24 protein-coding genes are annotated in these 24,195 nt (G+C 33.8%); 10 read left to right on the forward strand and 14 right to left on the reverse strand.

Annotated elements, in window-relative coordinates; all coding sequences use genetic code 11:
* Window positions 1-61 precede the first annotated feature (61 nt).
* On the reverse strand, window positions 62-1,000 hold the full coding sequence (locus REB14_RS01680) for a helix-turn-helix domain-containing protein (RefSeq protein WP_309521316.1): 939 nt from the start codon (window positions 998-1,000) through the stop codon (window positions 62-64).
* A gap of 279 nt (window positions 1,001-1,279) precedes the next feature.
* On the opposite strand from REB14_RS01680, the gene REB14_RS01685 reads away from it, so the two are divergent.
* From REB14_RS01685 to REB14_RS01700, 4 genes are read left to right on the forward strand one after another with little or no spacing between them, the layout of a single operon-like run.
* Complete coding sequence (locus REB14_RS01685; protein ID WP_062675156.1) at window positions 1,280-1,468, forward strand: hypothetical protein; 189 nt, start codon at window positions 1,280-1,282, stop codon at window positions 1,466-1,468.
* A 30-nt stretch (window positions 1,469-1,498) separates the two neighbouring features.
* Complete coding sequence (locus tag REB14_RS01690) at window positions 1,499-1,696, forward strand: hypothetical protein (RefSeq protein ID WP_079241977.1); 198 nt, start codon at window positions 1,499-1,501, stop codon at window positions 1,694-1,696.
* Window positions 1,697-1,732: 36 nt separating this feature from the next.
* On the forward strand, window positions 1,733-1,891 hold the full coding sequence (locus REB14_RS01695; RefSeq protein ID WP_167595391.1) for a hypothetical protein: 159 nt from the start codon (window positions 1,733-1,735) through the stop codon (window positions 1,889-1,891).
* Window positions 1,892-1,928: 37 nt separating this feature from the next.
* Window positions 1,929-2,186: a hypothetical protein gene (locus REB14_RS01700; protein WP_145953244.1), complete on the forward strand. Its 258-nt coding sequence runs from the start codon at window positions 1,929-1,931 to the stop codon at window positions 2,184-2,186.
* A 160-nt stretch (window positions 2,187-2,346) separates the two neighbouring features.
* Here the strand turns inward: REB14_RS01700 and ychF are convergent, their stop codons facing one another.
* From ychF to REB14_RS01730, 6 genes are all read right to left on the reverse strand, one after another.
* Entirely contained in the window at window positions 2,347-3,438 is a 1,092-nt protein-coding gene (ychF, locus tag REB14_RS01705; RefSeq protein ID WP_034696517.1) for a redox-regulated ATPase YchF, read from the reverse strand.
* A gap of 176 nt (window positions 3,439-3,614) precedes the next feature.
* Complete coding sequence (locus REB14_RS01710; RefSeq protein WP_079241978.1) at window positions 3,615-4,166, reverse strand: ferritin; 552 nt, start codon at window positions 4,164-4,166, stop codon at window positions 3,615-3,617.
* Window positions 4,167-4,407: 241 nt separating this feature from the next.
* Complete coding sequence (locus tag REB14_RS01715; protein WP_425248758.1) at window positions 4,408-6,024, reverse strand: glycoside hydrolase family 10-like protein; 1,617 nt, start codon at window positions 6,022-6,024, stop codon at window positions 4,408-4,410.
* 128 nt (window positions 6,025-6,152) lie between these two features.
* Complete coding sequence (gene typA / locus REB14_RS01720) at window positions 6,153-7,958, reverse strand: translational GTPase TypA (protein ID WP_079241980.1); 1,806 nt, start codon at window positions 7,956-7,958, stop codon at window positions 6,153-6,155.
* 136 nt (window positions 7,959-8,094) lie between these two features.
* On the reverse strand, window positions 8,095-8,301 hold the full coding sequence (locus REB14_RS01725; protein ID WP_079241981.1) for a bacteriocin-like protein: 207 nt from the start codon (window positions 8,299-8,301) through the stop codon (window positions 8,095-8,097).
* A gap of 109 nt (window positions 8,302-8,410) precedes the next feature.
* Window positions 8,411-8,665, reverse strand: a complete 255-nt coding sequence (locus REB14_RS01730; RefSeq protein WP_309521318.1) for a DUF1294 domain-containing protein — start codon at window positions 8,663-8,665, stop codon at window positions 8,411-8,413.
* 132 nt (window positions 8,666-8,797) lie between these two features.
* Between REB14_RS01730 and REB14_RS01735 the strand changes: the two genes are divergently transcribed.
* On the forward strand, window positions 8,798-9,154 hold the full coding sequence (locus REB14_RS01735) for a hypothetical protein (RefSeq protein ID WP_079241983.1): 357 nt from the start codon (window positions 8,798-8,800) through the stop codon (window positions 9,152-9,154).
* A gap of 86 nt (window positions 9,155-9,240) precedes the next feature.
* On the opposite strand, the gene REB14_RS01740 is transcribed toward REB14_RS01735, so the two are convergent.
* Window positions 9,241-9,918, reverse strand: a complete 678-nt coding sequence (locus tag REB14_RS01740; protein ID WP_309521319.1) for a YceI family protein — start codon at window positions 9,916-9,918, stop codon at window positions 9,241-9,243.
* 111 nt (window positions 9,919-10,029) lie between these two features.
* A complete protein-coding gene (locus tag REB14_RS01745; protein ID WP_309521320.1) occupies window positions 10,030-10,341 on the reverse strand; it encodes a hypothetical protein in 312 nt (103 codons plus the stop codon).
* A 270-nt stretch (window positions 10,342-10,611) separates the two neighbouring features.
* On the opposite strand from REB14_RS01745, the gene REB14_RS01750 reads away from it, so the two are divergent.
* The 4 genes from REB14_RS01750 (at window position 10,612) to REB14_RS01765 (ending at window position 17,269) form a co-directional block, all read left to right on the forward strand.
* Entirely contained in the window at window positions 10,612-13,008 is a 2,397-nt protein-coding gene (locus REB14_RS01750; RefSeq protein WP_309521321.1) for a hypothetical protein, read from the forward strand.
* A gap of 117 nt (window positions 13,009-13,125) precedes the next feature.
* On the forward strand, window positions 13,126-15,249 hold the full coding sequence (locus REB14_RS01755; protein WP_309521322.1) for a Tex family protein: 2,124 nt from the start codon (window positions 13,126-13,128) through the stop codon (window positions 15,247-15,249).
* Between the two features lie 45 nt (window positions 15,250-15,294).
* A complete protein-coding gene (locus REB14_RS01760) occupies window positions 15,295-15,945 on the forward strand; it encodes an HAD family hydrolase (RefSeq protein ID WP_309521323.1) in 651 nt (216 codons plus the stop codon).
* An 886-nt stretch (window positions 15,946-16,831) separates the two neighbouring features.
* Complete coding sequence (locus REB14_RS01765; RefSeq protein ID WP_079241989.1) at window positions 16,832-17,269, forward strand: transposase; 438 nt, start codon at window positions 16,832-16,834, stop codon at window positions 17,267-17,269.
* Window positions 17,270-17,570: 301 nt separating this feature from the next.
* On the opposite strand, the gene REB14_RS01770 is transcribed toward REB14_RS01765, so the two are convergent.
* From REB14_RS01770 to REB14_RS01780, 3 genes are all read right to left on the reverse strand, one after another.
* Entirely contained in the window at window positions 17,571-17,819 is a 249-nt protein-coding gene (locus REB14_RS01770; RefSeq protein ID WP_309521324.1) for a hypothetical protein, read from the reverse strand.
* Between the two features lie 178 nt (window positions 17,820-17,997).
* Window positions 17,998-19,401, reverse strand: a complete 1,404-nt coding sequence (locus REB14_RS01775; protein ID WP_158521360.1) for a tetratricopeptide repeat protein — start codon at window positions 19,399-19,401, stop codon at window positions 17,998-18,000.
* Window positions 19,402-19,514: 113 nt separating this feature from the next.
* On the reverse strand, window positions 19,515-19,775 hold the full coding sequence (locus tag REB14_RS01780) for a hypothetical protein (protein WP_309521325.1): 261 nt from the start codon (window positions 19,773-19,775) through the stop codon (window positions 19,515-19,517).
* 659 nt (window positions 19,776-20,434) lie between these two features.
* Between REB14_RS01780 and REB14_RS01785 the strand changes: the two genes are divergently transcribed.
* Window positions 20,435-20,773, forward strand: coding sequence for a transposase (locus REB14_RS01785; protein WP_079241993.1), 339 nt, complete (start codon window positions 20,435-20,437; stop codon window positions 20,771-20,773).
* A gap of 357 nt (window positions 20,774-21,130) precedes the next feature.
* Here the strand turns inward: REB14_RS01785 and REB14_RS01790 are convergent, their stop codons facing one another.
* Both REB14_RS01790 and REB14_RS01795 read right to left on the reverse strand, forming a co-directional pair.
* Window positions 21,131-22,702, reverse strand: coding sequence for a M28 family peptidase (locus REB14_RS01790; RefSeq protein ID WP_079241994.1), 1,572 nt, complete (start codon window positions 22,700-22,702; stop codon window positions 21,131-21,133).
* A gap of 189 nt (window positions 22,703-22,891) precedes the next feature.
* Window positions 22,892-24,040 (reverse strand): carboxypeptidase-like regulatory domain-containing protein, encoded by a 1,149-nt coding sequence (locus tag REB14_RS01795; protein WP_309521326.1) that lies wholly within the window; start codon window positions 24,038-24,040, stop codon window positions 22,892-22,894.
* Window positions 24,041-24,195 lie beyond the last annotated feature (155 nt).

A 24,195-nucleotide genomic window follows, 5' to 3' on the forward strand; every position in this document is an offset into this window, starting at 1 on the left:
GTTGGGATATTTTCAGACTGAAGTGTTTGCTTGAATCAATCTGAAATTTGCAAAATTCAAATCAGGAACGAAATTCCAATGGGGTAAATGTTGTTTTCCTTTTAAAGAAATTGGAAAAATGGGCAATCTCCTCAAATCCCAGCGCATATGATATTTCTGAAACATTCCATTTCGTTTGTTTTAAGAGTATTTTAGCTTCCTGAATAATCCGGTCCGAAATAAATTCTGTGGTTGTCTTTCCGGTGCTTTCTTTTAATCTTTTGTTTAAGTAATTGACATGAACAGCCAACCGGTCTGCATAATCTTTTGCGGTCTTCAGTTGAAGTCTCTGTTCCCATGATTCAATAGGAAACTGTCTCTCCAGCAGCTCTATAAATAAAGAAACTACTCGCATGGATGCATCATTTGAAGCCGATATTTTGGATGCAGGCTGTAATTTCTGTCCATAATGAATCAGCTCCAGAACATAGTTTCTGATCAGATCATATTTAAATACATAATCTGAATCTATTTCTTTTTTAATTTTTTTAAAGAGGCTTTCAATCTCTTCTGCTAGTTCATTATCAATTTCAAAGACAGGCACTCCTCCCGGCTGAAAGATAGGAAGATCTTCAAGATTGTAGTAAGATTTATCCTTAATGAAGAAGTCTTCCGTAAATACACAGAAACTTCCGGACTGATCCGGATCTTCAGGAACCCAGTGATACGAAACTTTAGGAGTTGCAAACAATAAGGCATTCTGTTGTATTGAAATTACTTTGTCTGCATATTCTGCTCTATTTCTTCCTTTTATAAAGCTGATTTTATAGTATTTCCTTCTGTTATAAGGCATTTCGGAAGTGGCCTTTGCTCTTTCTATCGTTTGGGCAATATCAAAAACATTAAAGTGACCGATGTCTTTATGCAATCCTTTTGGAAAAATACTTTCGAGATCTTTTCCCAGCTTGGCTGCCATCTCTTTATAAAAATCTTCCAGTGAAGTGTGTGCTATTTTTTCCATTACAAATGATTTGTAAAATTCAAATATACAAAGTTATGAAATAACCTACTTTGAATTGATTTTGGATGCCCTATCTGAACTCTAAACTTATTTTTAAATTTCAAAACCATCCACTCAATATGTCAGTTTAAAACTTCAACGAATTTATTAATCCAACTTAATATTAACCATCAATATCCAAAACAACATTAAAAAAATATTTATTTTTTCTATACACAGTGATATAACTCATTTATTTTTATTACTTTAGTCAAAACTAACCTATTAAAAATCAAATCAATGAGAAATCAAATCAGTCAAATCGGAAAAAAATTAAACAAAAAAGAATTAAGAACTATTAAAGGAGGTCTTATCAACTGCATGGAACCAGTTCTTTGCCCTACCCCTTGTGAGCCTTCTTCTGATCCCTATGGATGCACAATCATTTCTCCAAAATGTGCACAGAAAGAGTGCAGACCACAATTATAATTAAAGGGCCATTTTATAAACAAAAAAACTATGAAAAAGATTGAATTAAGTAAAGGTAAAAAGCTTGAAAAAAAACAATTAAAAATGATTCAGGGAGGTATGCTGGATTGCATGGAGCCAAGACCATGCACAGAATTCCCATGTGAAACCTATCCTCCTGACGATGTCAGAAACTGCACCAAGATTTCTGTTGGCTGTGCCCAAAAAATCTGCAGACCACAACCCTAAAGATAGCATTCATTACAAAAACAAAAATTAAACAGTATGAAAAATCAAGATTTAACTCACGGAAAAAAATTGAACAAAAGACAATTAAGAGTAATAACCGGAGGAAAAGAAATGTGTCTTCTTCCAGACCTTACCTGTAAGAAATTTTCTTTTGCCTGCGCAGAATTACAGTGCCAGCCAGGTATTGAATTGTAATAAGTCAAAAAAAACTAAACCATAAAAACTTTAACGAATGAAAAATCAATATTTAAATAATGGTAAAAAACTGAATAAAAAACAGTTGAAAACCATTAAAGGAGGTGTCATGATATGTAGTACAGGTGGAGCAAACGGCAGAGTATGCGCACAAATCCATCCATCATGTTATGAACCAGAGTGTAGAAGTGGCCAGGCAGAATTAAGATGCACAGATATAACTAATAATTGTGTTGTCTTCTCTCTATCCTGTATAGAGCCAAAATGCCGGTTTGATATAGGTATCCCACTTTAAAAATAAAAATGCTGCTCTCTAACTTCAGGGAGCAGTAATTTTTAGTACCTGTTCCAAACATCAAAATATAAACAGACAGCCAACATTATTAATTTAAAGCAAAAAACGCTCCCAAATACATGGAAGCGCTTTTTTAATATAACTAACTTTAATACTTTTCTTATACGTTGAATCTAAAGTGCATGATGTCACCATCCTGTACGATATATTCTTTACCTTCTACAGAAAGTTTTCCGGCTTCTTTTATCTTTACTTCAGAACCGTAAGTAATGTAATCGTTATACTTGATTACTTCTGCACGGATAAATCCTTTTTCAAAGTCTGTATGGATTACTCCTGCAGCTTGTGGAGCTGTCCAGCCCTGTCCGATAGTCCAAGCTCTTACTTCTTTTACCCCAGCTGTAAAATACGTCTGAAGTTTCAAAAGATCATATGCTTTTCTGATCAAACGGTTAACTCCCGGCTCTGTAAGACCAAGTTCATCAAGGAAAATTTCTCTTTCTTCGAACGTTTCAAGTTCATTGATATCAGCTTCGATCTGTGCTGCCAGTACTACTACTTCAGCACCTTCGCCTTTAGCCATTTCTTCAATCTTAGCAATCCACTCATTTCCGTTTTTGATAGAGTTTTCATCTACATTACAAACGTAAAGGACCGGTTTATTTGTCAACAATTGAACTTCTCCGATGATTGATTTTGTAAAGTCATCAGTCGCAAATTCTCTTGCATTCTTACCGTCTTCAAGAAATTTCTGTAAATTCTGAAGGGTTTCGTAAGTAAGAATATCTTCTTTCTTCCCTGATTTGATGAATTTTTTAGCTTTTTCAACTGCTTTTCCTACGGTTTCAAGGTCTTTCAGCTGAAGTTCTATATCAATAATTTCTTTATCTCTTAATGGATCTACTGAACCTTCTACGTGAACGATATTTCCATTATCAAAACATCTTAAAACATGAATAATCGCTTCACACTCACGGATATTAGCCAAGAACTGGTTCCCCAATCCTTCTCCTTTGCTGGCACCTTTTACAAGACCCGCAATATCAACAATTTCAACTACAGCGGGTAAAACTCTCTCAGGTTTTACGATTTTCTCCAGTTCAAACAATCTCTGATCTGGTACAGAAACCGTCCCAAGGTTCGGTTCAATAGTACAGAAAGGATAGTTTGCTGATTGAGCTTTTGCATTGCTCAGACAGTTAAAAAGAGTTGATTTACCTACATTCGGTAAGCCTACGATTCCACATTTCATATTGTAAAATTCAAAGTTTAAGGTTTAGGGCAACTCAAGGTATCTTCAACTTTAAACATTGATCTCAGAACCTTGAATTACGAGTGTGCAAAGATAGTGATTTTTAAGAGAGTTTCATAATAAAAAAATCTGTCAGTATTCTGACAGATTTAAAAGGCTTAGGTTCACCAGGTGTTTTATGGATTGTCTCCTGTGGCATTCTGAGCCAGCGGAACATCATTAGGTGCTTCCTGTAAAGTTTTATCTAAAGTAAATAAAGATTCGTCAGTAGCTCTGTCGCCGCCTGCGATTTTCAGTTTATCAATTAAATTCTGAGCTAATGTTTCTTCTTCAATCTGTTCCTGTACAAACCATTGCATAAAATTCCAGGTAGCCCAATCTTTTTCCTCCATAGAAAGGTCTACAATTCTGTAAATAGCGGTGGTATTGTCAACTTCATGTTTAAATACACCATCAAAGCAAGCGGTAAGACTGTCCGGATCTGCAGGAGGAGCAGGAATAGCATCTACTTTTGGTTTTCCACCTCTGTTTAAGATGTATTCCATGAATTTTATGGAATGATTTCTCTCTTCCTGAGCATGGCGGTAAAGGAAGTTTGCAATCCCCTGATAACCTTTGTCATCAGCCCAGATTCCATACGATAAAAAAACGTGTGAAGCATGAATTTCCTTGTTCATCTGGTCACTAAGTGCTTTTTCCATGTTGGTGGAAAGTCTTTTAGTATTCATAATGTTATATTTTGGTGATTATGGAATTAATCATGCAAAAACAGTTCCGATAAAGTTCTTATTATACTTAAAAACACATCTACAACCCATAAACAATATTGATTATCAATGATTTAAATTAATAATTTATAGTTATTCTAAAATAAAAACCAGCTCTAGAGAACTGGTTTTTACATTTATTATTGAGATTGCTTCACTTAAAGGTTCACAATGACATATTGGGAGCAGATTTTTAATCCAACTATTTAATTTTTCGAGCTGTATAATCACTTTCATTCCCTAATCTGTCGATGGCTTTGATTGCGACTGCATTCAATTTTTTTCCGTCTTTAGATTTAGGAATTTCTTTTGAAAGGGTATCCAGCGTTAAAATTTCTGTTTGCCATACACCGTTATATTGAGTGAAAAGTACCCATAAAAATACATCAGCGACATTTTTTGTGCTCCAGCTTGTCTGAGCAAAGCTTCCATTATCAGCAATAAACAAAGTAGGAGTTTGCAATGGAACTGTTTTGATCCATGGAGATTTCGGAACTAACGCTTTTTCATTATATGGCCCGGTTTTCAAAGCAGGAAGCATATTGGGGTTTCTGGTCAATCCGGCAATGCTCCAATGAATTTCTCCGGCATCATTTTTAAGGATATTTCTGGAAATAGCGATCTGATTTTTGATTTCGGCAGGACGGTCTGATACTTTAATCTCAACAGTATTCAACCCTGGCCAAAGGTGGCGGTTCATTGTATTTTCAGATTGCCACCAGCTTAACAAGGCTTCAAAGCTTTGACCTTTGGAATCTACAGGCCAGTACAACTGTGGTGAGAAATAATCTACCCAACCTTTATTTAACCAAAGTTTAGCATCTGCATACAGTTCGTCATACTGAGAAGACCCTACAATTCCTGCAGGATATCCGGGTTTCCAAATTCCAAACGGGCTGATTCCAAATCTTACATTATTTTTTTCTGCGTGAATTTCTTTATAGATACGTTCTACAAATTTATTCACATTATCTCTTCTCCAGTCTGCTCTGGATAAAGTTCCTCCACTGCTAACATAGGCGCTCCAACTTGCATTATCAGGAAAATCCGCACCTTTATTATAGGTAGCATAAGGATAGAAATAATCGTCGAAATGCACAGCATCAATATCATATCTTTTTACAATATCTTTCACCACATTGGACACATGGCCTTGCGTTTTCGGATTAGCCGGATCAAACCAGTACATTCCGTTCTTTAATCTTACTACAATATCAGACAGCTTATTGGCCATCGACAGGTTATTAACAGCTCCGCCATTCGTATGGTGTGCACGGTAAGGATTTAACCAGACATGCAATTCCAGCCCTCTTTTATGAGCTTCTTCAATCCAGAACTGAAGCGGATCATAGTTTGGATATGGAGACTTTCCTGTTTCTCCGGTCAGAAAGTAAGACCATGGTTCGATATTACTTGTATAAAGTGCATCTGCGGAAGGTCTGATCTGGAAAATAGCGGCGTTGAAATTATTGTCTTTCAGCATATCAAGCATACTGATTGCCTCTGCTTTCTGCTGTTCCACCGTGAGATCATTTCTTGAAGGCCAGTTGATATTGGCAACACTGGCAATCCATGCTCCTCGGAATTCTCTTTTGATTTCAGGAAGATTGGTTCTGAAGTTTTCTTCCGTTGAAGCTGCTGTTCCTGTTGTAGGTTTTGTAGCTGTTGAATTTATTTTTGGAGGATTTGTATTGTTGGTTGGTTTTGTCGGATTCTTTGTGGAAGGTGTTTTTACAACATTGTTCTGAACGGAACATGAGGTAGTGTAAGATGCAAAAAAGCCCAGTAAAACGATAAGTTTTAATTTATTCATTCTCATAGTCACAAAACTACATTAAAATTTATTTTTATTCTTAGAGATTATTATGCCAAAATAAGCATTTTAATGGGTTGGCATAGAAAAAAGCCCCGAAAATCGAGGCTTTATTATATTTTAAGAATTTTAGATTATGCTTTCGCTCCTCTTTCAACTCTTTTTCTTTCTTCTTCAGAAAGGATTTTCTTTCTCATTCTGATGAAGTTTGGAGTAACCTCGATAGCTTCATCACCCTGGATGTATTCCATACATTCTTCCAGAGAGAATAAGATTTTTGGAGCAACACCAGTATCTTTATCTTTTCCAGAAGCTCTCATGTTATTCAACTGTTTTGCTTCAACGATGTTTACTACTAAGTCACCAGGTTTGTTTTGTTCACCGATGATCATTCCTGTGTAGATTTCCTCACCCGGATCAACGAAAAACTTACCTCTATCCTGTAGTTTAGCAATAGAATATTCTGTAGCAGGACCTGTAGTTTTGCTGATCAGAACCCCATTGTTTCTTCCTGGGATAGCACCTTTGAAAGGCTTATATTCTGTGAAACGGTGTGCCATGATAGCTTCACCTGCAGTAGCTGTCAACATCTGAGAACGTAATCCGATCAAACCTCTTGAAGGAATTTCGAATTCCATGTGCTGCATTTCACCTTTAGTTTCCATGATGTGAAGGTCACCTTTTCTCTGAGTTGCCAGGTCGATAACTCTTGAAGCAAATTCTTCAGGAACATCAACAACTAAAGATTCATAAGGCTCACATTTCTCACCGTCAATTTCTTTGAAGATAACCTGCGGCTGACCAATTGTCATTTCGTACCCTTCTCTTCTCATTGTTTCGATCAAAACAGATAAGTGAAGGATCCCTCTACCAAATACCAGGAATGTGTTTGCATCATCAGTCTGTTGAACTCTTAATGCAAGGTTTTTCTCTAATTCTTTAGTTAATCTTTCTTTAAGGTGGTTTGAAGTTACATATTTACCATCTTTACCGAAGAAAGGTGAGTTGTTGATAGAGAACGTCATGTTCAACGTAGGTTCGTCAATTGCCGTTCTTTCCAATGGCTCAGGATTTTCAAGATCAACGAAAGAATCACCAATCTGGAAAGCATCAAAACCTACTACAGCACAGATATCTCCTGCTTTTACTTCAGTTACTTTTTTCTTTCCTAATCCTTCAAAAACGTAAAGTTCTTTTACTTTTCCTTTTACAATTTTACCTTCTGCCTGAGCAAGACCGATCCATTGAGATTCTTTGATCTCACCTCTTGTCACTTTCCCGATGGCAATTCTTCCTAAGAAAGAAGAGAAGTCAAGAGAAGTAATCTGCATCTGAAGATTTCCTTCTGTTACTTTCGGTTCAGGAACATATTGTAAAATACCGTCTAATAGTGGTAAGATATCTTCAGTTTGCTCTAATGAAGTGTTGAACCATCCTTGTTTTGAAGATCCATAGAACGTAGGGAAATCCAATTGCTCTTCTGTAGCTTCAAGGTTGAAGAATAAATCAAATACTTTATCATGAACTTCGTCAGGACGGCAGTTTGGCTTATCTACTTTGTTGATAACCACTAATGGTCTCAATCCTAATTCCAATGCTTTCTGAAGTACGAATCTTGTTTGTGGCATTGGTCCTTCGAACGCATCCACTAACAAAATAACCCCATCAGCCATTTTCAATACTCTTTCTACTTCTCCACCAAAATCGGCGTGACCAGGAGTATCAATTACGTTAATTTTTGTGTCTTTATAAGTAACAGAAATATTCTTGGATAAGATGGTGATCCCTCTTTCTCTTTCAAGATCGTTGTTATCCATAATTAACTCCCCACTCTCCTGATTTTCTCTGAAAATATTGGTAGCGTGAATGATCTTGTCAACCAAAGTCGTCTTTCCGTGGTCAACGTGTGCGATAATCGCAATATTTCTAATGTTTTGCATAAAAGATTTTTACGGGTGCAAAAGTAGTGATTTTTAATGAAAAAATATTTAGTTATCTAAATATTTAATAATTTGTTTAAAATACTTATTTACAAGACAAAAAAAAAAGAGTGTCGAAAAACACTCTTTAAGTTATTTATACACAAGCTTGTATTTCGCATGGATCTATTACTGGTGGTTCTCCGCAGATGATATCAAATTCTGCACAATTACTGGAGAATCCGGTTGCCCATCCCCATCTTACAGCACATGTATCGGCATCTTTGCATCTTACCATTCCTTTAATGATTCCTCCCTGAACTGATTTCATTTCAGTTCTGGAAATTTTTCTAAGATTTCTCATGTTATTTTGTTTATGTGTTATTAGCATGATAAAAATATAAAAAAAACATAACAATTAATATGTTATTCAAATATTTAACATTTCGAAAAACTATTTTTAACATTCACAATCAATGCCTTATCAACCTGTAAAACACGACAAGGTCAATTAAAACAACCAGTATAAATTTCATGAGAAAAGACTTTTTAGAAACTTTATGATTGAATAGAATCATTCCGGAAGCGGCTCCTAAAATTCCACCTAAAAGAGAGAGGACCAAAAGAGTGTTTTCTGAAATTCTCCATTGATGTTTTTGGGCTTGCCATTTATCAAAACCAAAGACGCCAAAAGTAATCAGATTGGCTATAAGGAGAAAAGGAATCATTCTAAAATTAATTTGCAGCAAAAGTAAAGCTTAATTTGTACATAGAACAACTCTAAAATCTACATCCATTTACCATGTTGGTGTATTATCAGAATAAGATTTTTTAAATTTGTCCTTCTTAAAAACAATTCAATGACAGTACAGGATCTTGCAGGAAGCTATTCAATTGAGGGAAGTAATCAGGAAGAATCTTCCCATCCATCTTATCATGGGATATTAACCTTAACTATTGATGAAAACAACCGTATTATTGCCCAATGGATGATTGGTGACCATCAGCAAAATGGAACAGGGTTTTATAAAGACCAAATTTTAGTGATTAATTTCAACTATGAAGGAGAAGACGATAAAATCTATAAAGGAGTTGCTGTATATCGCTGTCTGAGTAAGGACATACTGGATGGATTCTGGTCTGAGAAGCACGGGAATCCTTTATATCTGGGAAGTGAATATTGTGTAAGAATCCTGAATTCCAAGATTGTAAATTAGTTCCTTTATCCATTTAAGGAAAAAATCCAAATAAAAAGAGCTGTCTTCATGAAGACAGCTCTGGTAGTTATTAAAGTTTAAATAACTTATTTTTTAGCTTTTACGTCGATTGCAATCTCGATATCTTTGCTGATCATCCATTCTGCAGGATCTGCTTCAGAAGTACCGAATTTAAGCCCCCAATCTGCTCTGTTTACAGTAAATTTAGCCTGAATCGCTGCTGAATTTTCAGCTACTTCTACTTTCGCAGGGAAAGTAACATTCATTGTTTTTCCTGATAAAGTAAGGTTTCCGCTTACTGTTTTATTAGCACCAGCTACTGCATCTTTTGGCGCTTCTTTCAAATCTGCAACACTTGTAATTTTGAAATCTGAAGTAGGGTTTTTCGCTACATCAAAGAAATCAGGATTTTTAAGGTGAGCTTCAAGATCAGCCGGTTTTTTATCTTTTTCTGTTACTGAAGCCGGATCTACTTTGATAGAGGTCATATCAATCACAAAGTTTCCTGCAGAAACCTGACCTGCATCAACACTGATATCTCCAGACTTCACCGTAAGTGTTCCCCAACGAGGTGCCATTCCTCCTTTGTGGAAAGCTTTCCAGTTTACTACTGAGCCTACTGTATCTACTGCCAATGTTTCTCCTTTGCTCTCTGCTACAGTTTGTTCCTGAGCCGTAGCTGCTGTTTCTGCTGTTTTTCCTTTACCACATGATGCCAAAAGCAAACCTACTCCTACTAATGCAATTACGCTAATTTTTTTCATATTGAACTGTTTTAAAAAAGTTTATTGAAATTTTGTTGTTTTCGGGTACAAAAATAGAAAAACCTATTTGGAGGAGCCTTAACATACATCAAGAAATGTGGTATTTTGATATTATTTACAATCATAGATCCATTTACGATATACATCCCATCTGTATTGAGAATCATAACTACTGGAGAATTCCGTATCCTTTTGAGTTCCATTCCTGGAGCATTCAACGGAATTATCTTTCTGTGGGTTTCCTTTAACCACCCATCCTGTATCAGAGTAATCAGTATAAGTACCATCATTCCCGTTTTTTAAAATCACGGTCTGTCCATATTCCTGTACTGTGCAATTGCACTTTTTAGGCTCTTCATATTCTGTAACTGTACAAGATATTATAAAAGAAAAACAGATGAATAGTATAAATATTTTTCTCATGTTTATTATTGCGGTTATTAGGTTTTAGCAAAGCATAAATAAGTAAATATTTAAACATTATCATATATCAAACAAAAAATTAAATATTAGTTTTCTATTATTTAAGATTAAATTAATAAATATCCACAATAACTCTTCGATACACCATCAAAATATTTAAAAAAATTAGTGTTTTTGTTTTTTCAGTTGAATTTATTTTTTTCTGTTTTAATTTATTACAAAAAATGTAATTTTACCGCCTCGTACAAAAACACAAACTTTCATACAAACATGTCAAAAAAACTAATAACTGCACTTGCAATAAGCACAATGTATTGCATCAACGCACAAACAAAAGCTGAAGAAGCAATTAAAACTCTTGAACAAAAATATCCTCAGGAAAAAATACATTTATTATTGAATAAAAACAGTTTTGTTGCAGGAGATAATTTATGGTTTAAAGCTTTCGTATTTGATGGATATACTACCACAAACACATCAAGTTCTCTATTTATAGAACTGTATGACAAAAATAAGAATCAAATTAGTAAAAAACTTTTTCCATTAATAAATGGAGAAGGAAATGGAAGCATTTCTTTACCGGATTCTTTAAAGGAAGATATATATTACGTCAGAGCCTATACCACCTGGATGGCAAACTTTAGTGAAGATTTTCAGCTCGTAAAGCCTATTCCCATATACAATCCCACTTCTCCCGAAAAATTAACCGCAAACAACGATTCCCATTGGACAGCCTCTGTGCATCCTGAAAGTGGAAGCTTCATAGATGGAATCAACACCAAATTTGCTGTAAGACTACAATCAAATGGAGAAGCTCCTTCCAATTGGGAAGGCTATATAACCGATACAGACAATCCAAATGTAAAGATTTCAACATTCAAAGGGCTGGACCAAAATGTTGGTTTATTCAGCCTTACCCCAAAGAGTGGAAAAAAATATCAATTGATAGTTCAGGATAGTCAGGGACAAACTCAAAACATTTCTCTTCCAGATGTTTCGCCATCAGGAATCAACCTTCAAGTAACCAGCGATAAAAATCATCTTACTTATTCCTTACAATCAAAGAACCTACCGGAGAGCTCAAAATATTTTAAAATTATAGGAACAATGGCCAATCAATTGGTCTATAAAGCCAAGATTAGCAAGATTTCAAATGATACTCAATACCCTATTTCTTACAATCAACTTGTTAATGGTATTTTACAGCTCACAGTTTTTGATGATAAAGAGAATATTATAGCAAGCAGGTTGTCTTTTGTACAACCACAGTCTTTACAAGTCAAAAAGCCCGCCTTAGAATCTATTTCTTTAAGCAACAGCCCTCGGGGGAAAAGTTCATTTGATATTTCTAAAAATTCAAATCACCCTAATTATACCGTATTAATAACTGATTCAGGGGTTGGTAACACAGAAGAAGATCAGAATTTGCTAAGCTCTTTTTGGCTTACCGGAGATATTACCTCAAAAATCACCAAACCCGCTCAGTATTTCTCTCCCCGTGCTAATACAGATGCATTGGATGCCCTTCTAATTTCAGAAAAATGGAAAAGATTTGACTGGCAATCTATAATGTCTGGAAACTACCCTGTTATTAAATATGAGCCACAAAACTTTCTTTCTTATAAAGGAAAGATCAATGTTCAGGGAAAACCTTCTCCTAATACAGATTTAAATTTAATTTTTGACACCAACTCAGGTCCTCAGATCTTTCAGATAAAATCTGACAGCAATGGTTTTTTTACATTGAACAATCTGCTTTTTGAAGATTCAATGAAATTTTCTTATCAATTAAACACCAAACAGACTGACCCTAATTATACTGTTTTTTTTCAGCCTAGTTATGAGTTTATTCCTTATCAAAAGAAACTACCTTTAACACCCTATCAATTAACACCTCGATCTGCTAACGAACAACCTTCTAATGAAGTTACCAGAGCTATTACAGCCCTTAATACTCAAAAAGCCATCAGCGATAAAGTTATCAATATTGCAGAGGTAAAATTAAAGGGAGAATTAAAGGATAAAACAAAAAAATTAAATAAGCAATTAAGTAGTTCTCTTTTCACAAGTATTAACGAAAGCGTCTTTGATTTTGTTAACAGTCCAAATCTCCAAGGTTCAACCAATATCTTGCAGTGGTTGCAGGGTAAAGTTGCCGGTCTTAATGTTCAATTCCAAAATGGAGACTATATACCTTACATCAGAGGAAGTGCAGCCGGTGTATTCCTAGACGAGGTAAATGTTGACCCTGGACAAATATCTAGTTTACCTATGTCTGAAATTGCTATGGTAAAAGTAAGCAAAGGGTCTATTGTAGGAGTTTTTGGAGGAGAATTAGGTATTATTGCAATTTATACCAAAAGAAGTGGTCCTTCAGGAAAAACAATCGATAAAAGTTTACCTTCACAGTTAAGAAAAATAACATTAAACGGATATAATAAAGAGATTCCTTTTGACAATCCTGTTTATGAAAATGACAGTTTTAAGAGTATTCCACAGGACACCAGAAGTATTCTTTACTGGAATCCTTATTTAGAAGATCAATCTCCAGAACCTTCAAACATCCAGTTTTACAACAATGATGATGCTAAGAAATATAAAATCATTATAATGGGATATGATAAAAATAGTGAAACTCCTCTTTATTATAATGAAGTTCTGCCTTAATTAATTTAAAAATTATCATACAGCCTGATTACATTTTCTGTAATCAGGCTTTTTTTTATATTTCAATTTCATTTTTTCCATTCCAAAACCCTATTTTAGCTATCCGAAAACAGAACAATGACGACCGTAGAATTTATACAGAAACAGCTCAATATTTCTGAAAAGAGCATCAACAATACTTTACAATTATTATCCGAAGACTGTACCATTCCTTTTATTTCCCGTTACCGAAAAGATAAAACCGGAAATCTTGATGAAACACAAATCGAACAGATCTCAAAAATCAGCAAGCAATTTGATGACATTGTCAAGAGAAAAGAATCTATCTTAAAATCAATAGAAGAACAGAATTCTTTGACTCCTGAACTTCAACAGAGAATAGAAGAAAGCTTTGATATCCAGGAGCTGGAAGACCTTTATCTGCCTTTTAAAAAACGTAAGAAAACCAAAGCTGATACGGCCAAGGAAAAAGGACTGGAACCTTTAGCTAAAATCATTATGAGCCAGAAAAGTAATGACATTCAGTTTCTGGCTTCAAAATACCTGAATAATGATGTTGCTTCTGAAGAAGAAGCCTTACAGGGAGCGAGAGACATCATGGCAGAATGGATTAACGAAAACATGTATGTTCGTAAGAACCTTCGCAGACTATTTCAGCGCAAAGCAGTAGTTACCTCCAAGGTTGTAAAAGCTAAAAAAGATGAAGAAGAAGCCCAGAAATTCTCTCAATATTTTGAATGGGAAGAAAGCCTTAGCAGAACACCTTCTCACAGACTTTTAGCCATGCTCAGAGCTGAAGCAGAAGGTTTTGTAAAAACAAATGTAGGAATAGACAAGGAAGAAGCCATTGATTTTATTGAAAAAGCCATTATCAAATCTAATAATGAAAGTTCTGAACAAATTGCACTAGCCATAAAAGATAGTTATAAAAGACTTCTGGAACCCGCTATTTCCAATGAAGCCCTACAGGAAGCTAAAGAAAAAGCAGATAAAAAAGCCATTGAAATTTTCTCTGAGAACTTAAGCCAACTCCTTCTCGCCCCGCCTTTAGGAGAAAAGAGGATTCTGGCAATAGATCCCGGATACCGAAGCGGATGCAAAGTAGTATGTCTGGATGAAAAGGGAGATTTATTACACAACGAAACCCTCTACCCTCACGCTCCACAGAATGAAAGTGGAATGGCCATGAAAAAGATCCGTTCCATGGTGAATGCTTATAATATCGAAGCTATTTCTATTGGTAACGGAACAGCAAGCCGTGAAACAGAATTCTTTATCAAAAAAATTGCTTTTGATAAACCTTTACAGGTTTTTGTAGTTTCAGAAGCAGGAGCATCTGTTTATTCTGCAAGTAAAATTGCAAGAGATGAATTCCCGTCGTATGATGTAACGGTGCGTGGGGCAGTTTCTATCGGAAGAAGACTTTCCGATCCGCTGGCGGAATTGGTAAAAATTGACGCCAAATCCATCGGGGTTGGACAGTATCAGCATGATGTAGATCAGACTCAGCTGAAAAATGAACTGGATTCCACCGTAATGAAATGTGTAAACTCTGTGGGAATTAACTTAAATACCGCCAGCAAATCACTCTTAAGTTATGTTTCCGGAATTGGAGAAAAAATGGCAGAAAACATTGTGAATTACCGTACTGAAAACGGTGCTTTTGAAGATAGAAAACAGCTTAAAAAAGTTCCAAGACTTGGAGAAAAAGCTTTCCAGCAAGCCGCTGCTTTTGTAAGAATCACAAATTCCACAAACCCATTAGACAACTCTGCCGTACACCCTGAAGCTTATGGAATTGTAGAGAAAATGGCAAAAGATTTAGGCATTAAAACTAATGAACTGATAGCCAATAAAGAAAAAATAGCACTGGTAAAACCCGAGAACTATATTACAGGTGAAGTTGGAATCTTAGGAATCAAGGATATTTTAAAAGAACTTGAAAAACCAGGATTAGATCCCAGAAAAGCAGCAAAAGTATTTGAATTCGACCCGAATGTTAAAAGTATTAAAGATTTAAAAGCAGGGATGATTCTGCCGGGAATTGTCAATAATATTACCGCTTTTGGGTGTTTCGTGGATCTTGGAATCAAAGAAAGCGGACTAGTTCATATTTCCCAGCTGAAAGAAGGATTTGTATCCGATGTCAACGAGGTAGTAAAACTTCATCAACATGTTCGTGTAAAAGTAACGGAAGTGGATGAGGCAAGAAAAAGAGTCCAGCTGAGTATGATTTTGTAATTTTAAATATTACCCTATTTAAATTTAAACCACAAATTAATCATTTTGAAAACAAAGAATCTAATCTTCGATCTGGATGGAACATTATGGGATTCCAGAGCTACAATCATCAAAATATGGAATGAGGTATTGGGCAAACATCAGTTGATCAAAAAAGCCCTGAAACCAGAAGACATGGATCAGTATATGGGACTGTTAGCCCACGATATTGTAAAAGATATTATTCCCGGCATTTCGGATCTGCAAACCAAAGAAATCCTTTCTGAAATTGTAGCCGAAGAAAATAAAACACTTCACTTACAAGGTGGGATTTTATACGATGGAGTAGAAAACACTTTAAAGAATCTAGCCAACACTTATTCCCTTTTCATAGTGAGTAACTGTCAGGATGGCTACATTGAATCATTTTTAGATTATTATCAATTCAATGATCTGTTTGTTGATTTTGAGTCTCACGGACGAACCCAAAAGCCAAAGTCTGAAAACATAAAGCTTCTTATGGAAAGAAATCAACTATCCACAGATGATTCCGTATACATTGGTGATACCCAAACCGATTATGATTCAGCAAATTCCAACCAATTACCATTTATTTTCTGTAAATATGGATTTGGAAAGCTTACTGATCCTCTGTATGAACCTGAAATCCTCACCTTTTCACAGCTGGAATTTTATATTTCCAGTGACACAAAATAAATAGCATAAAATAAAAGGTTTCTTTTAAGAGAAGCCTTTTATTCATACTTACCAAACTGTAAATAGTGATCGCCTATCATAGAATTGATAATTGGTGCTGGTTTTATTTCTAAAGCTTTGTGTAAATAAAGTAGTGAAGAATCAATTGAACTGGCAGTTTTTAATAGGCTGATTAAATACCATACAACAAAACATTATTAACAGTGAAATAAATAAAACTAAAATTTCATTGTAAAATTGACTTATATAGAATTTGCTTTTTAAATCAGTTGCGATCCTGTAACAAAAACACATTCATATAATATGACTTTAACACCAACCGAAAACCATTTTATCAATACCAAAGGTGCTTTATTTACCCCTATAAAAAACTGATGTACTTTTGATGTATCTATTATTTTGCTTGGTTTATATATCAAATCTAAATTTACAGCAAGAAAATTTCTACAGGATAAGTTTGACACATGAGCATAAAAACCTTATTCATTTAAGAATCTGGTAAGAAAATAAGAAAACCTATTTAAAGCTTTTAGTCCTTCCTGTATCATGAAAAAAAATCTAGCGCATTTTTAATAACAAAATCAGTTTTCATTTTTGATTTTATAGAGATCTATAATACTGATCAAAGTTGCTACTCCCGTTTTTCGGGAGTTTTTTTGATCCATATACATTTGATAAAAAATGATGTACTTATGCTGTATGACTATTTGATTAGAAGCGAATAATCAGTGCTAAATTTGAACAAAAGAATTAATATCAACTGTATACCATTGAGTAAAATATTCATTAACATTCGGAGCTGCTTTTTCTTTAACCAGACAAAAAGAGGTTCTAAGACTTTTACTTTTTTTGAAAAAATTTAATCATATAAAAAACACCTTTTATTTTGAACTTTAAAAAAATACATATTGGCAGTATTATTAAAGCTAAGTTTCTGGAAGAAGCATTGGATATGCAGAGAGCATGTAGTTTTATGAAATGTACCGAATCTGAAATTGAACAAATGTTCCTTGAAAATGATCTGACAACAGATAAATTATTAAGATGGAGCAAACTGTTAGAATATGATTTTTTCAGAGCCTACTCACAGCACCTTATACTCTTTTCGCCTCCTAAAAAGGAATTTCCTGCTAATGCTTCCCATAAAAAAACATCTTGTTTACCTGAGTTTAGGAAAAATATCTACACCAAGGAAATCATAGAATTTATTCTGGAACAAATTGAAACAGGAAAAAAAACAAAGCTAGAAATAATAAATGATTATAAAATACCAAAAACCACATTATATAAATGGATAGCGAAGTATAGTGATGGAAATAATTAATTTATCAATTTAATTTTACCATAATTAATTTTATACCATACTCCCCTTTAAAATAATATTCAAGATCACCTTCATGTTAAGAATTATTATATTATTTTGTTACAGTGAAATAGTTTTAAATTATAATGTACAAAAAGGGAAGTAAACCAATTATAGTTCTAATTGCAAAATTACCCGGCTATAAAAATACAGTACAGGAAATAAAGAAGTATATAACAAAAAATAGACTAATTTTTTAGTCTATTTCCTGTATTTGGATTTATTTTTCAAATAAATCGAAGCATAAAAAATCATAATTTCTCTATTTCAATCGCTTTAAAGACATTTGCGTAATGGGGCCAGACCCTGTAGACCCTGAGCTTAAATACTTAACCATTACATTCTCTGTATTATAAGCCCTGAATGAATATGTATGAGAAGCCAACATAGGAATAGAATTAAGCAGCGTATAGGTTTGCAAACTCCCCGTTGTTGCTGTATACAGGTCATTAACATGGGCAACCCATTTATCAGATATATCATCCCAGATCCCTATCACAGGAGTGTGCATTCATTGTTATCTGGTACACACCGTCGGCAGATACTCTAAATGAATTACTTGTTTAGAACCCGTATACTGGTTTTACAGCAAACATACGTCATAAAAAAAAACAATTATAAAACTTTAAAAAACAAAGCATATAACTTTTTAAAGATACAATTACACCTACCTTACACATCCTTCTCTCCTAATTATCAGAAAGATTTTTAAAGAAAAAATACAGATCTATATCTGACGAGATATTCATTTTTTTCCTGAGTCTATGCTTTTTATTTTGCACAGACCGATGCTCCACAAAAGTATACTGTGCAATTTCTTTTGATGAAAACCCTAACCATATCATTGTACAAAAACTTAAATCAGATTTTGATAAATTAGAATTTATGGTAAGTAACTTCTTAATAAAGCATGGATATATTTCCTGAAATTTGTTAAGAAAATTAGGGTCATTTTTTTTAGCCAGTTCAATAATGTAATCACAGGAATTATTGAGTTTTTCTTTTAAAACACTCGCTTCAAATTCTTTTTGACTTATTATAATTTTGTTTTTTTGGTATAAGATATACGCAATACATAGAATAACTATAAGGCAGACAACCACGATATTGTAAATGAAAAAAATATTATTCTTTGAAATATTCTCAGATTCTTTTTCTTTTAAAGTTTCGCCCACAGAAATATTAATACTTTCATTACAAATTCTGTTTAAACTGTCTTTTAGTTTTGTATACTTATTAAGATATTCTTTTTCTTTCTCTTCATCATTTAAAATCCGATAAGTATTAGCTATTGTTTTGTACAACTGAGGAATATTATAGACCCTCTTTGTTTTTTCCAGAATGGAAACAGATTTCCCATAGTACACCAATGCTTTCGCGTAATTATTCTTTTTACAAAATAAATTACCGTAGTAGTAATAAGTCTGCCCTCTCTGAATATTCCAGTAATTCATTTTACGCAATAATTTTAATGCATTATTCAAATAGTATGAAGATGAGTCTGTGTCTTTTTTATAAACCATGTAATGATCTGCTATCAACGAATTGATTACCGGACTTGATTTTATTTTCAATGCTTTATGCAAATAGATCAATGAAGAATCATTTTGGTGGATATCATGCAAAAAATCCGCCCTATTAGCATAAACAGCAGATAACACTTCTTTTTCATACTGCTTAGAAAGCATCCTTCCATAATAAATAGATTGTGAGTTGTATTTCAACGCCTTTACATACAAACCAATAACATAATTAAGCTGCCCATATTCCTGATAAAGTCTTGCAGATAAATAAGCATTATTAATTTTTTTTATTTTCTCTTCCGCTTTCTGTAAATAGCAAAAAGAATGTTTATAGTCTCCTATGGTAGCACAAATATTAGCAATATTGATGTAACCTAAAATCTCTCCTTTTAAATAGTTTTGATTTCTGGAAATAACAATATAATTTTGATTTAAAGAAATTAATTCTTTTTTTTGTCCTCTTATTCTGAGTTTCTCGGATTTAATTATTAATGCATTGTCTATTTGCTCCGGAGTATAGGTCTGAGAATATAAAACAGTAAAAATAGACGAATGGGTAAATACCATCATTAAAAATTGAAATATTCTTTTTATGCTCACTATGATCATACTATATATTCAATTATAGTTCTGTCGATGTTAGATTGAATTGATAAGGAAATAACTCCAGTTATTCTTTTATTTTATGAAAAATTGGTTTTAGGATAAACAGAGCCAATACATTTCCTTTGAGGGGTAAATACAATAGATATAGGTTTTCCATCTGCTTCTATTGTTATTGAAGTCCAAAAAATATAATCCAACTCTACGTGTGAAGTAATTAATCTTTCTGCAAAATCTCTTTTATCGTAGGCATTCTTAATAAAATAATTCCTGGCTGATTTATAAGAAATATTTTTTTGAGGAGTATTTACAGCACACAAGAAAGTGATTATAATACTCATTAAAATGATAATTTTTTTTTTCATTTTTCTATGATTAAGCATAAAAGTTATACTAATGAACGTTCTATTGAGTATTAATCCCCACTTGGGAATACATGCTACACAAACACTATACGAACCTGGTTTTCTCCATATTGTTTTTTGTTTTTTAGGTTCGTACCAAAAGTATAAAATAAGTATCCCGAACTCTCAAATACCACATACATCATAGATACAGCATCACAAAACACACATGTTTTCAATCAAATAGATCCAGCCTATATTAAAAAAGGAAGAGATTCACATTAGACTATAATTTAACTTTTTTTGATTTTTAGCAAAAGATGTACACCTGATGTATTCAAAATTTTGCAGTGTATAGAACAAAAAATATAATTTTACACAAAACACAAACTACATACTTCTTATTAGCTTAGCATGCTGTTTTGCTAGTATTAAGGATCAAATACTAGAGTTGTAAACCACATAAAGAATAAAACTCTATGTAAGATTTTAAAAAAATAGTCTTACCATATTATTTTAAAATTTTAAAGTATTCTTACAATTTATTAGAGATCCCTCGTTCTTTAATTAATTTATAAACTCTAGTATTTATTATGTTTCAACTGCAGCTCCTACATAGGGCTATAAAATAAAAAATAAACATCAATATAATACAAATGGACAATCCAAGACAACCTCATTCAAATACTCCGGATTACAAAAAGATTTACAGTGATCTTGTTGACCTGAAATATCCGGAGAAAAAGCATGAATGTGCAAAAATTTTATCGAAGAAAAATCTATCAGCGTTTGATGTAATAGAAATCAATAGGATCATATTTAGTTATAATCAGAACATTAAGTCTAATCAGTCCCATCGTTCTTACAATAAGGAAACGATATTCAAAATTCTTGAATATCAAAAAAAGAATTATCTTAATAATACGCAGCTTGCCCTACATTTTAAATTAAGTCGTAACACCGTTGCGAAATGGAAAACTTTATTCAGTATTTAATCAATTCACACTCATATACCGTTATTATGAAATTTATCTGTATTTAAAAATATTATACTTTTTATTTTAAGAATATATTTTATACAGAGGATAAAAGAATATTATCTCTTTCTTATTTAGATAGTAAGGAATATTCCATTTCTTAGGAAATTCATAATAAAAAATGCCATCATTGGCTAAAACATATATTATTCAACTAGATAAATAAATGTTTTTAGCCAATAACGGCAAAAAAAGAATAGGATAAATTATAGGGCTTTACTGTTATATATTCAGAGAAATTTAAAATTATCCTGAATTAATATCTCTGTTCCACCCCATATATCTAATCTTTTATCTGTTTCAAATAAAGAATACCTATTTGTAATCTTTAGAACTTCTTCTAGGTTCTTTTACTTCCGACCATTTTACGACCTCTCCTTTTTCATCCCGAGGCATTACTCTTTTTTCCCTGTCGCTAAATTCAGGATCTTCGGAAGCCATATAGGCTAATGCTGCCGTTAAAATCACATTATTTTTTACTTCATCAAAAACGATCTTGTCATAAGTATCTTTCGTTGTATGCCACGTATATCCGAAATATCCCCAGTTCAGAGAACCTAAAGAAATTCCGGGTACTCCTGCTGCCACAAATGAAGCATGGTCAGAACCTCCTCCGCCAGGCATCCCCGGAAAGTCAGTTTTGATATGGCTTCTTACTGCTTTGGGAACACCGTCAAGCCATCTTCCTACGTAATCATAAGCTTTTACAAATCCCTGACCGCTGATGTTCACAACACGTCCGGTTCCATTATCCTGATTAAAAGCAGCCTGTACCCCTTTAATAATCTGAGGATTATCCATTACGAAACCTCTCGATCCGTTTAATCCCTGCTCTTCGCTTCCCCAAAGCCCGATTACAATAGTTCTTTTATTATTCGGATAATATTTCTTCAGAATCCTCATTGTTTCGAGCATGGTGATTGTTCCGGTTCCATTATCCGTAGCTCCCTGCGCTCCATCCCATGAGTCAAGGTGAGCTGAAAGGATCACATATTCATCCGGTTTTTCCTTTCCTTTGATCATTCCGATTGTATTGAAGCTTTTGGCTTCAGGAAGTATTTTGGATTGAGCATCAATTTTTATTTTAGGCTGAGTTCCTTTTTCTGCCATTCTGTAAAGCATTCCATAGTCTTCCACATCGATATCGATCATTGGAATTTTACTAGTTTTCGCTCCGAATATTCTGTTAGCTCCCATGATACCAGTCCAGTTTGAAATGACAATACCTGCCGCTCCAGCTTTCTCTAAAGCTTCAGGAAGACTGTTGTTATCATAACCGACATTCTTTATATAAGCAGCAAAATCTTTGGCAGCCTGTTCTTTTTCCGCTTTAAGCTTTTCATACAATTCAGGTGTTGCAAATTCTTTGATTTGTTCATCAGAACGACCGATTTTCTGGTACTGTGCCATCAGCACAATTTTTCCTTTCGCGGAAGGAAGCCACTGGTCAAATTCAGCTTTAGAAGACACTTTTGGAAGGATAATCACTTCGGCTTCAATTGCTTTTTTAGTAGCCGGACTCCATGCAAGTTGTGTTGCTGAAAGAGATTTTACACGAGGATATGTCATATCAACATGAGTCGTTCCTCTCTGCCATCCTTTCCATGTTCCGAATTGTTGAAGATTAGCCTCTATTCCCCAAGAACGAAGTTTATTGGCACTCCATTCGTTTGCCTGTAGCATTTCGGGAGTTCCTACAAGACGGGGGCCGATCCCATCTAGCAGCTCCGACGCAAGGTTTTCCAGCTGGGAATTATTATTTACTTCATCTACAAAACTTTTTACGATAGGGTTAAGCCTTTCTTTTGGGTCAACCTTTACCTGAGCCCATGAAAACTGGGCAGCCAGCACTACTGCAGGAACTGCAAAAAATCTATTTATCCTCATACTATTTATTGATTGGTTTAAAGATAAAAGAAATTAGGGAGATAGTGAAGGATTAAGCCTAAAAAAGAGGTTTTTCAATTATATTATCAACAGTTTTATCCAAAAGCAATAATAAAATTCTAAAAGCAACCATAATTAATAAAAAAAGACCATCAATACGACAGTCTTGCGGTCTTTAGAAATGACACTTTATTTTTCATTGAGAAACGCCTGTTCCTCTTTGGAAAGCAGTGTTATCCCAGCTTTTTTTTCATTTACAGGAACATTATTCCAGATACTGATATTAAAATCAACCTTCGGATTAAGTCCTTTCTTATTGGTTTTGGTAAAAGTAGTATAGATAATTTCACGACTGAATTTCCTTACATGGGTCTCATCTTTATAAAAAACGGTAAAACCATCTCCTTCCAGCTTCGTCAATGCAGGTACATAGACACCGTCTTTCTTATAAAAATCAAAAATTAATGTGGCATCACCAAGTTTGTATTGAAATTCTCTTCCATCTGTTGTAGTTTTCTTCATGGTAGGAAAATCTGTCTGATAATAATGCGTTTCAAAATAAGTAATCACTTTATCAGCTTTATTATATTTAAATTCACCTTTCATCTGAATTCCTCTTACTGACTCTATTTTAAAGGTAATCAACTGTTCATCGCCTTCCTCAAAAATCAACCTTCCGGTATATTTACAATCCTTCATTCTCAAATGCTGAAGTGTTCTGTAAAGTTCATAATTCAGAAAGAGGTTTCCTAGATATTCATGTGAAAACTCATTGGTTTTTCCCGTGAAAATACTATCAGTATTTACTTTCTTCAGGTATTTAACGTTATTCAGCTGCATCTGAAGGATTTCATCATAGTTTTTACGAAAACCATCTTTAAAATTATATTGGTTATTTTTACTCCAGAACTTGGCTTCCGCAATGACCAGAAAGTAGAGCTTATTATTATCAAAGCCTTTTTCCTTATATACAATGTCATAAAGAGAAGGATCATCATAATATTTTTTATGATAATTTTTATTGATGTCTTCAAATATTTTTTTGATGTCTACATTGATGATTTTGATCTCATCGATATTTTTATAGACAGGTTTAAGTTTTACCTGAGCGTTATAGGCTTGTATTTTCTCTTTTTGAAAACCTGAAGCAGAAATTTCAAAATTGACAGCATCTGAGTTTACTGGAGCAAAACCATCTTCATTGGTATAAATGATTTGATCCTGAAGGATAATTCTTGCATTGGGAATAGGATTTCCGTTTTCGGAATCCACTACTCTTAATTTCTGTGCAGAAAAAAAACCGAAAAAGAAAATGAATAGAAGATAATAGGACTTCATGGTTATTTGTAATATTAGTTTTAATTAATAACACAAATATAGACCTGGAAGTACATAGAAGAACAGAAGTTTAGTACACTTTAATACTATTTAACATTAAATACTTAATTTCCGCAAAATACATTCTAAAACTGGGGATTTTTAACATCTTTCAT

It is taken from the genome of Chryseobacterium metallicongregator (assembly GCF_031324065.1).
GTDB lineage: Bacteria > Bacteroidota > Bacteroidia > Flavobacteriales > Weeksellaceae > Chryseobacterium > Chryseobacterium metallicongregator.

Bases quoted from the DNA above. Each gene is read 5' to 3' on its own strand.
- REB14_RS01680 (WP_309521316.1), bottom strand. From the start codon at position 1,000: ATGGAAAAAATAGCACACACTTCACTGGAAGATTTTTATAAAGAGATG.
- REB14_RS01685 (WP_062675156.1), top strand. From the start codon at position 1,280: ATGAGAAATCAAATCAGTCAAATCGGAAAAAAATTAAACAAAAAAGAA.
- REB14_RS01690 (WP_079241977.1), top strand. From the start codon at position 1,499: ATGAAAAAGATTGAATTAAGTAAAGGTAAAAAGCTTGAAAAAAAACAA.
- REB14_RS01695 (WP_167595391.1), top strand. From the start codon at position 1,733: ATGAAAAATCAAGATTTAACTCACGGAAAAAAATTGAACAAAAGACAA.
- REB14_RS01700 (WP_145953244.1), top strand. From the start codon at position 1,929: ATGAAAAATCAATATTTAAATAATGGTAAAAAACTGAATAAAAAACAG.
- ychF (WP_034696517.1), bottom strand. From the start codon at position 3,438: ATGAAATGTGGAATCGTAGGCTTACCGAATGTAGGTAAATCAACTCTT.
- REB14_RS01710 (WP_079241978.1), bottom strand. From the start codon at position 4,166: ATGAATACTAAAAGACTTTCCACCAACATGGAAAAAGCACTTAGTGAC.
- REB14_RS01715 (WP_425248758.1), bottom strand. From the start codon at position 6,024: ATGAGAATGAATAAATTAAAACTTATCGTTTTACTGGGCTTTTTTGCA.
- typA (WP_079241980.1), bottom strand. From the start codon at position 7,958: ATGCAAAACATTAGAAATATTGCGATTATCGCACACGTTGACCACGGA.
- REB14_RS01725 (WP_079241981.1), bottom strand. From the start codon at position 8,301: ATGAGAAATCTTAGAAAAATTTCCAGAACTGAAATGAAATCAGTTCAG.
- REB14_RS01730 (WP_309521318.1), bottom strand. From the start codon at position 8,665: ATGATTCCTTTTCTCCTTATAGCCAATCTGATTACTTTTGGCGTCTTT.
- REB14_RS01735 (WP_079241983.1), top strand. From the start codon at position 8,798: ATGACAGTACAGGATCTTGCAGGAAGCTATTCAATTGAGGGAAGTAAT.
- REB14_RS01740 (WP_309521319.1), bottom strand. From the start codon at position 9,918: ATGAAAAAAATTAGCGTAATTGCATTAGTAGGAGTAGGTTTGCTTTTG.
- REB14_RS01745 (WP_309521320.1), bottom strand. From the start codon at position 10,341: ATGAGAAAAATATTTATACTATTCATCTGTTTTTCTTTTATAATATCT.
- REB14_RS01750 (WP_309521321.1), top strand. From the start codon at position 10,612: ATGTCAAAAAAACTAATAACTGCACTTGCAATAAGCACAATGTATTGC.
- REB14_RS01755 (WP_309521322.1), top strand. From the start codon at position 13,126: ATGACGACCGTAGAATTTATACAGAAACAGCTCAATATTTCTGAAAAG.
- REB14_RS01770 (WP_309521324.1), bottom strand. From the start codon at position 17,819: ATGCACACTCCTGTGATAGGGATCTGGGATGATATATCTGATAAATGG.
- REB14_RS01775 (WP_158521360.1), bottom strand. From the start codon at position 19,401: ATGATGGTATTTACCCATTCGTCTATTTTTACTGTTTTATATTCTCAG.
- REB14_RS01780 (WP_309521325.1), bottom strand. From the start codon at position 19,775: ATGAGTATTATAATCACTTTCTTGTGTGCTGTAAATACTCCTCAAAAA.
- REB14_RS01785 (WP_079241993.1), top strand. From the start codon at position 20,435: ATGGACAATCCAAGACAACCTCATTCAAATACTCCGGATTACAAAAAG.
- REB14_RS01790 (WP_079241994.1), bottom strand. From the start codon at position 22,702: ATGAGGATAAATAGATTTTTTGCAGTTCCTGCAGTAGTGCTGGCTGCC.
- REB14_RS01795 (WP_309521326.1), bottom strand. From the start codon at position 24,040: ATGAAGTCCTATTATCTTCTATTCATTTTCTTTTTCGGTTTTTTTTCT.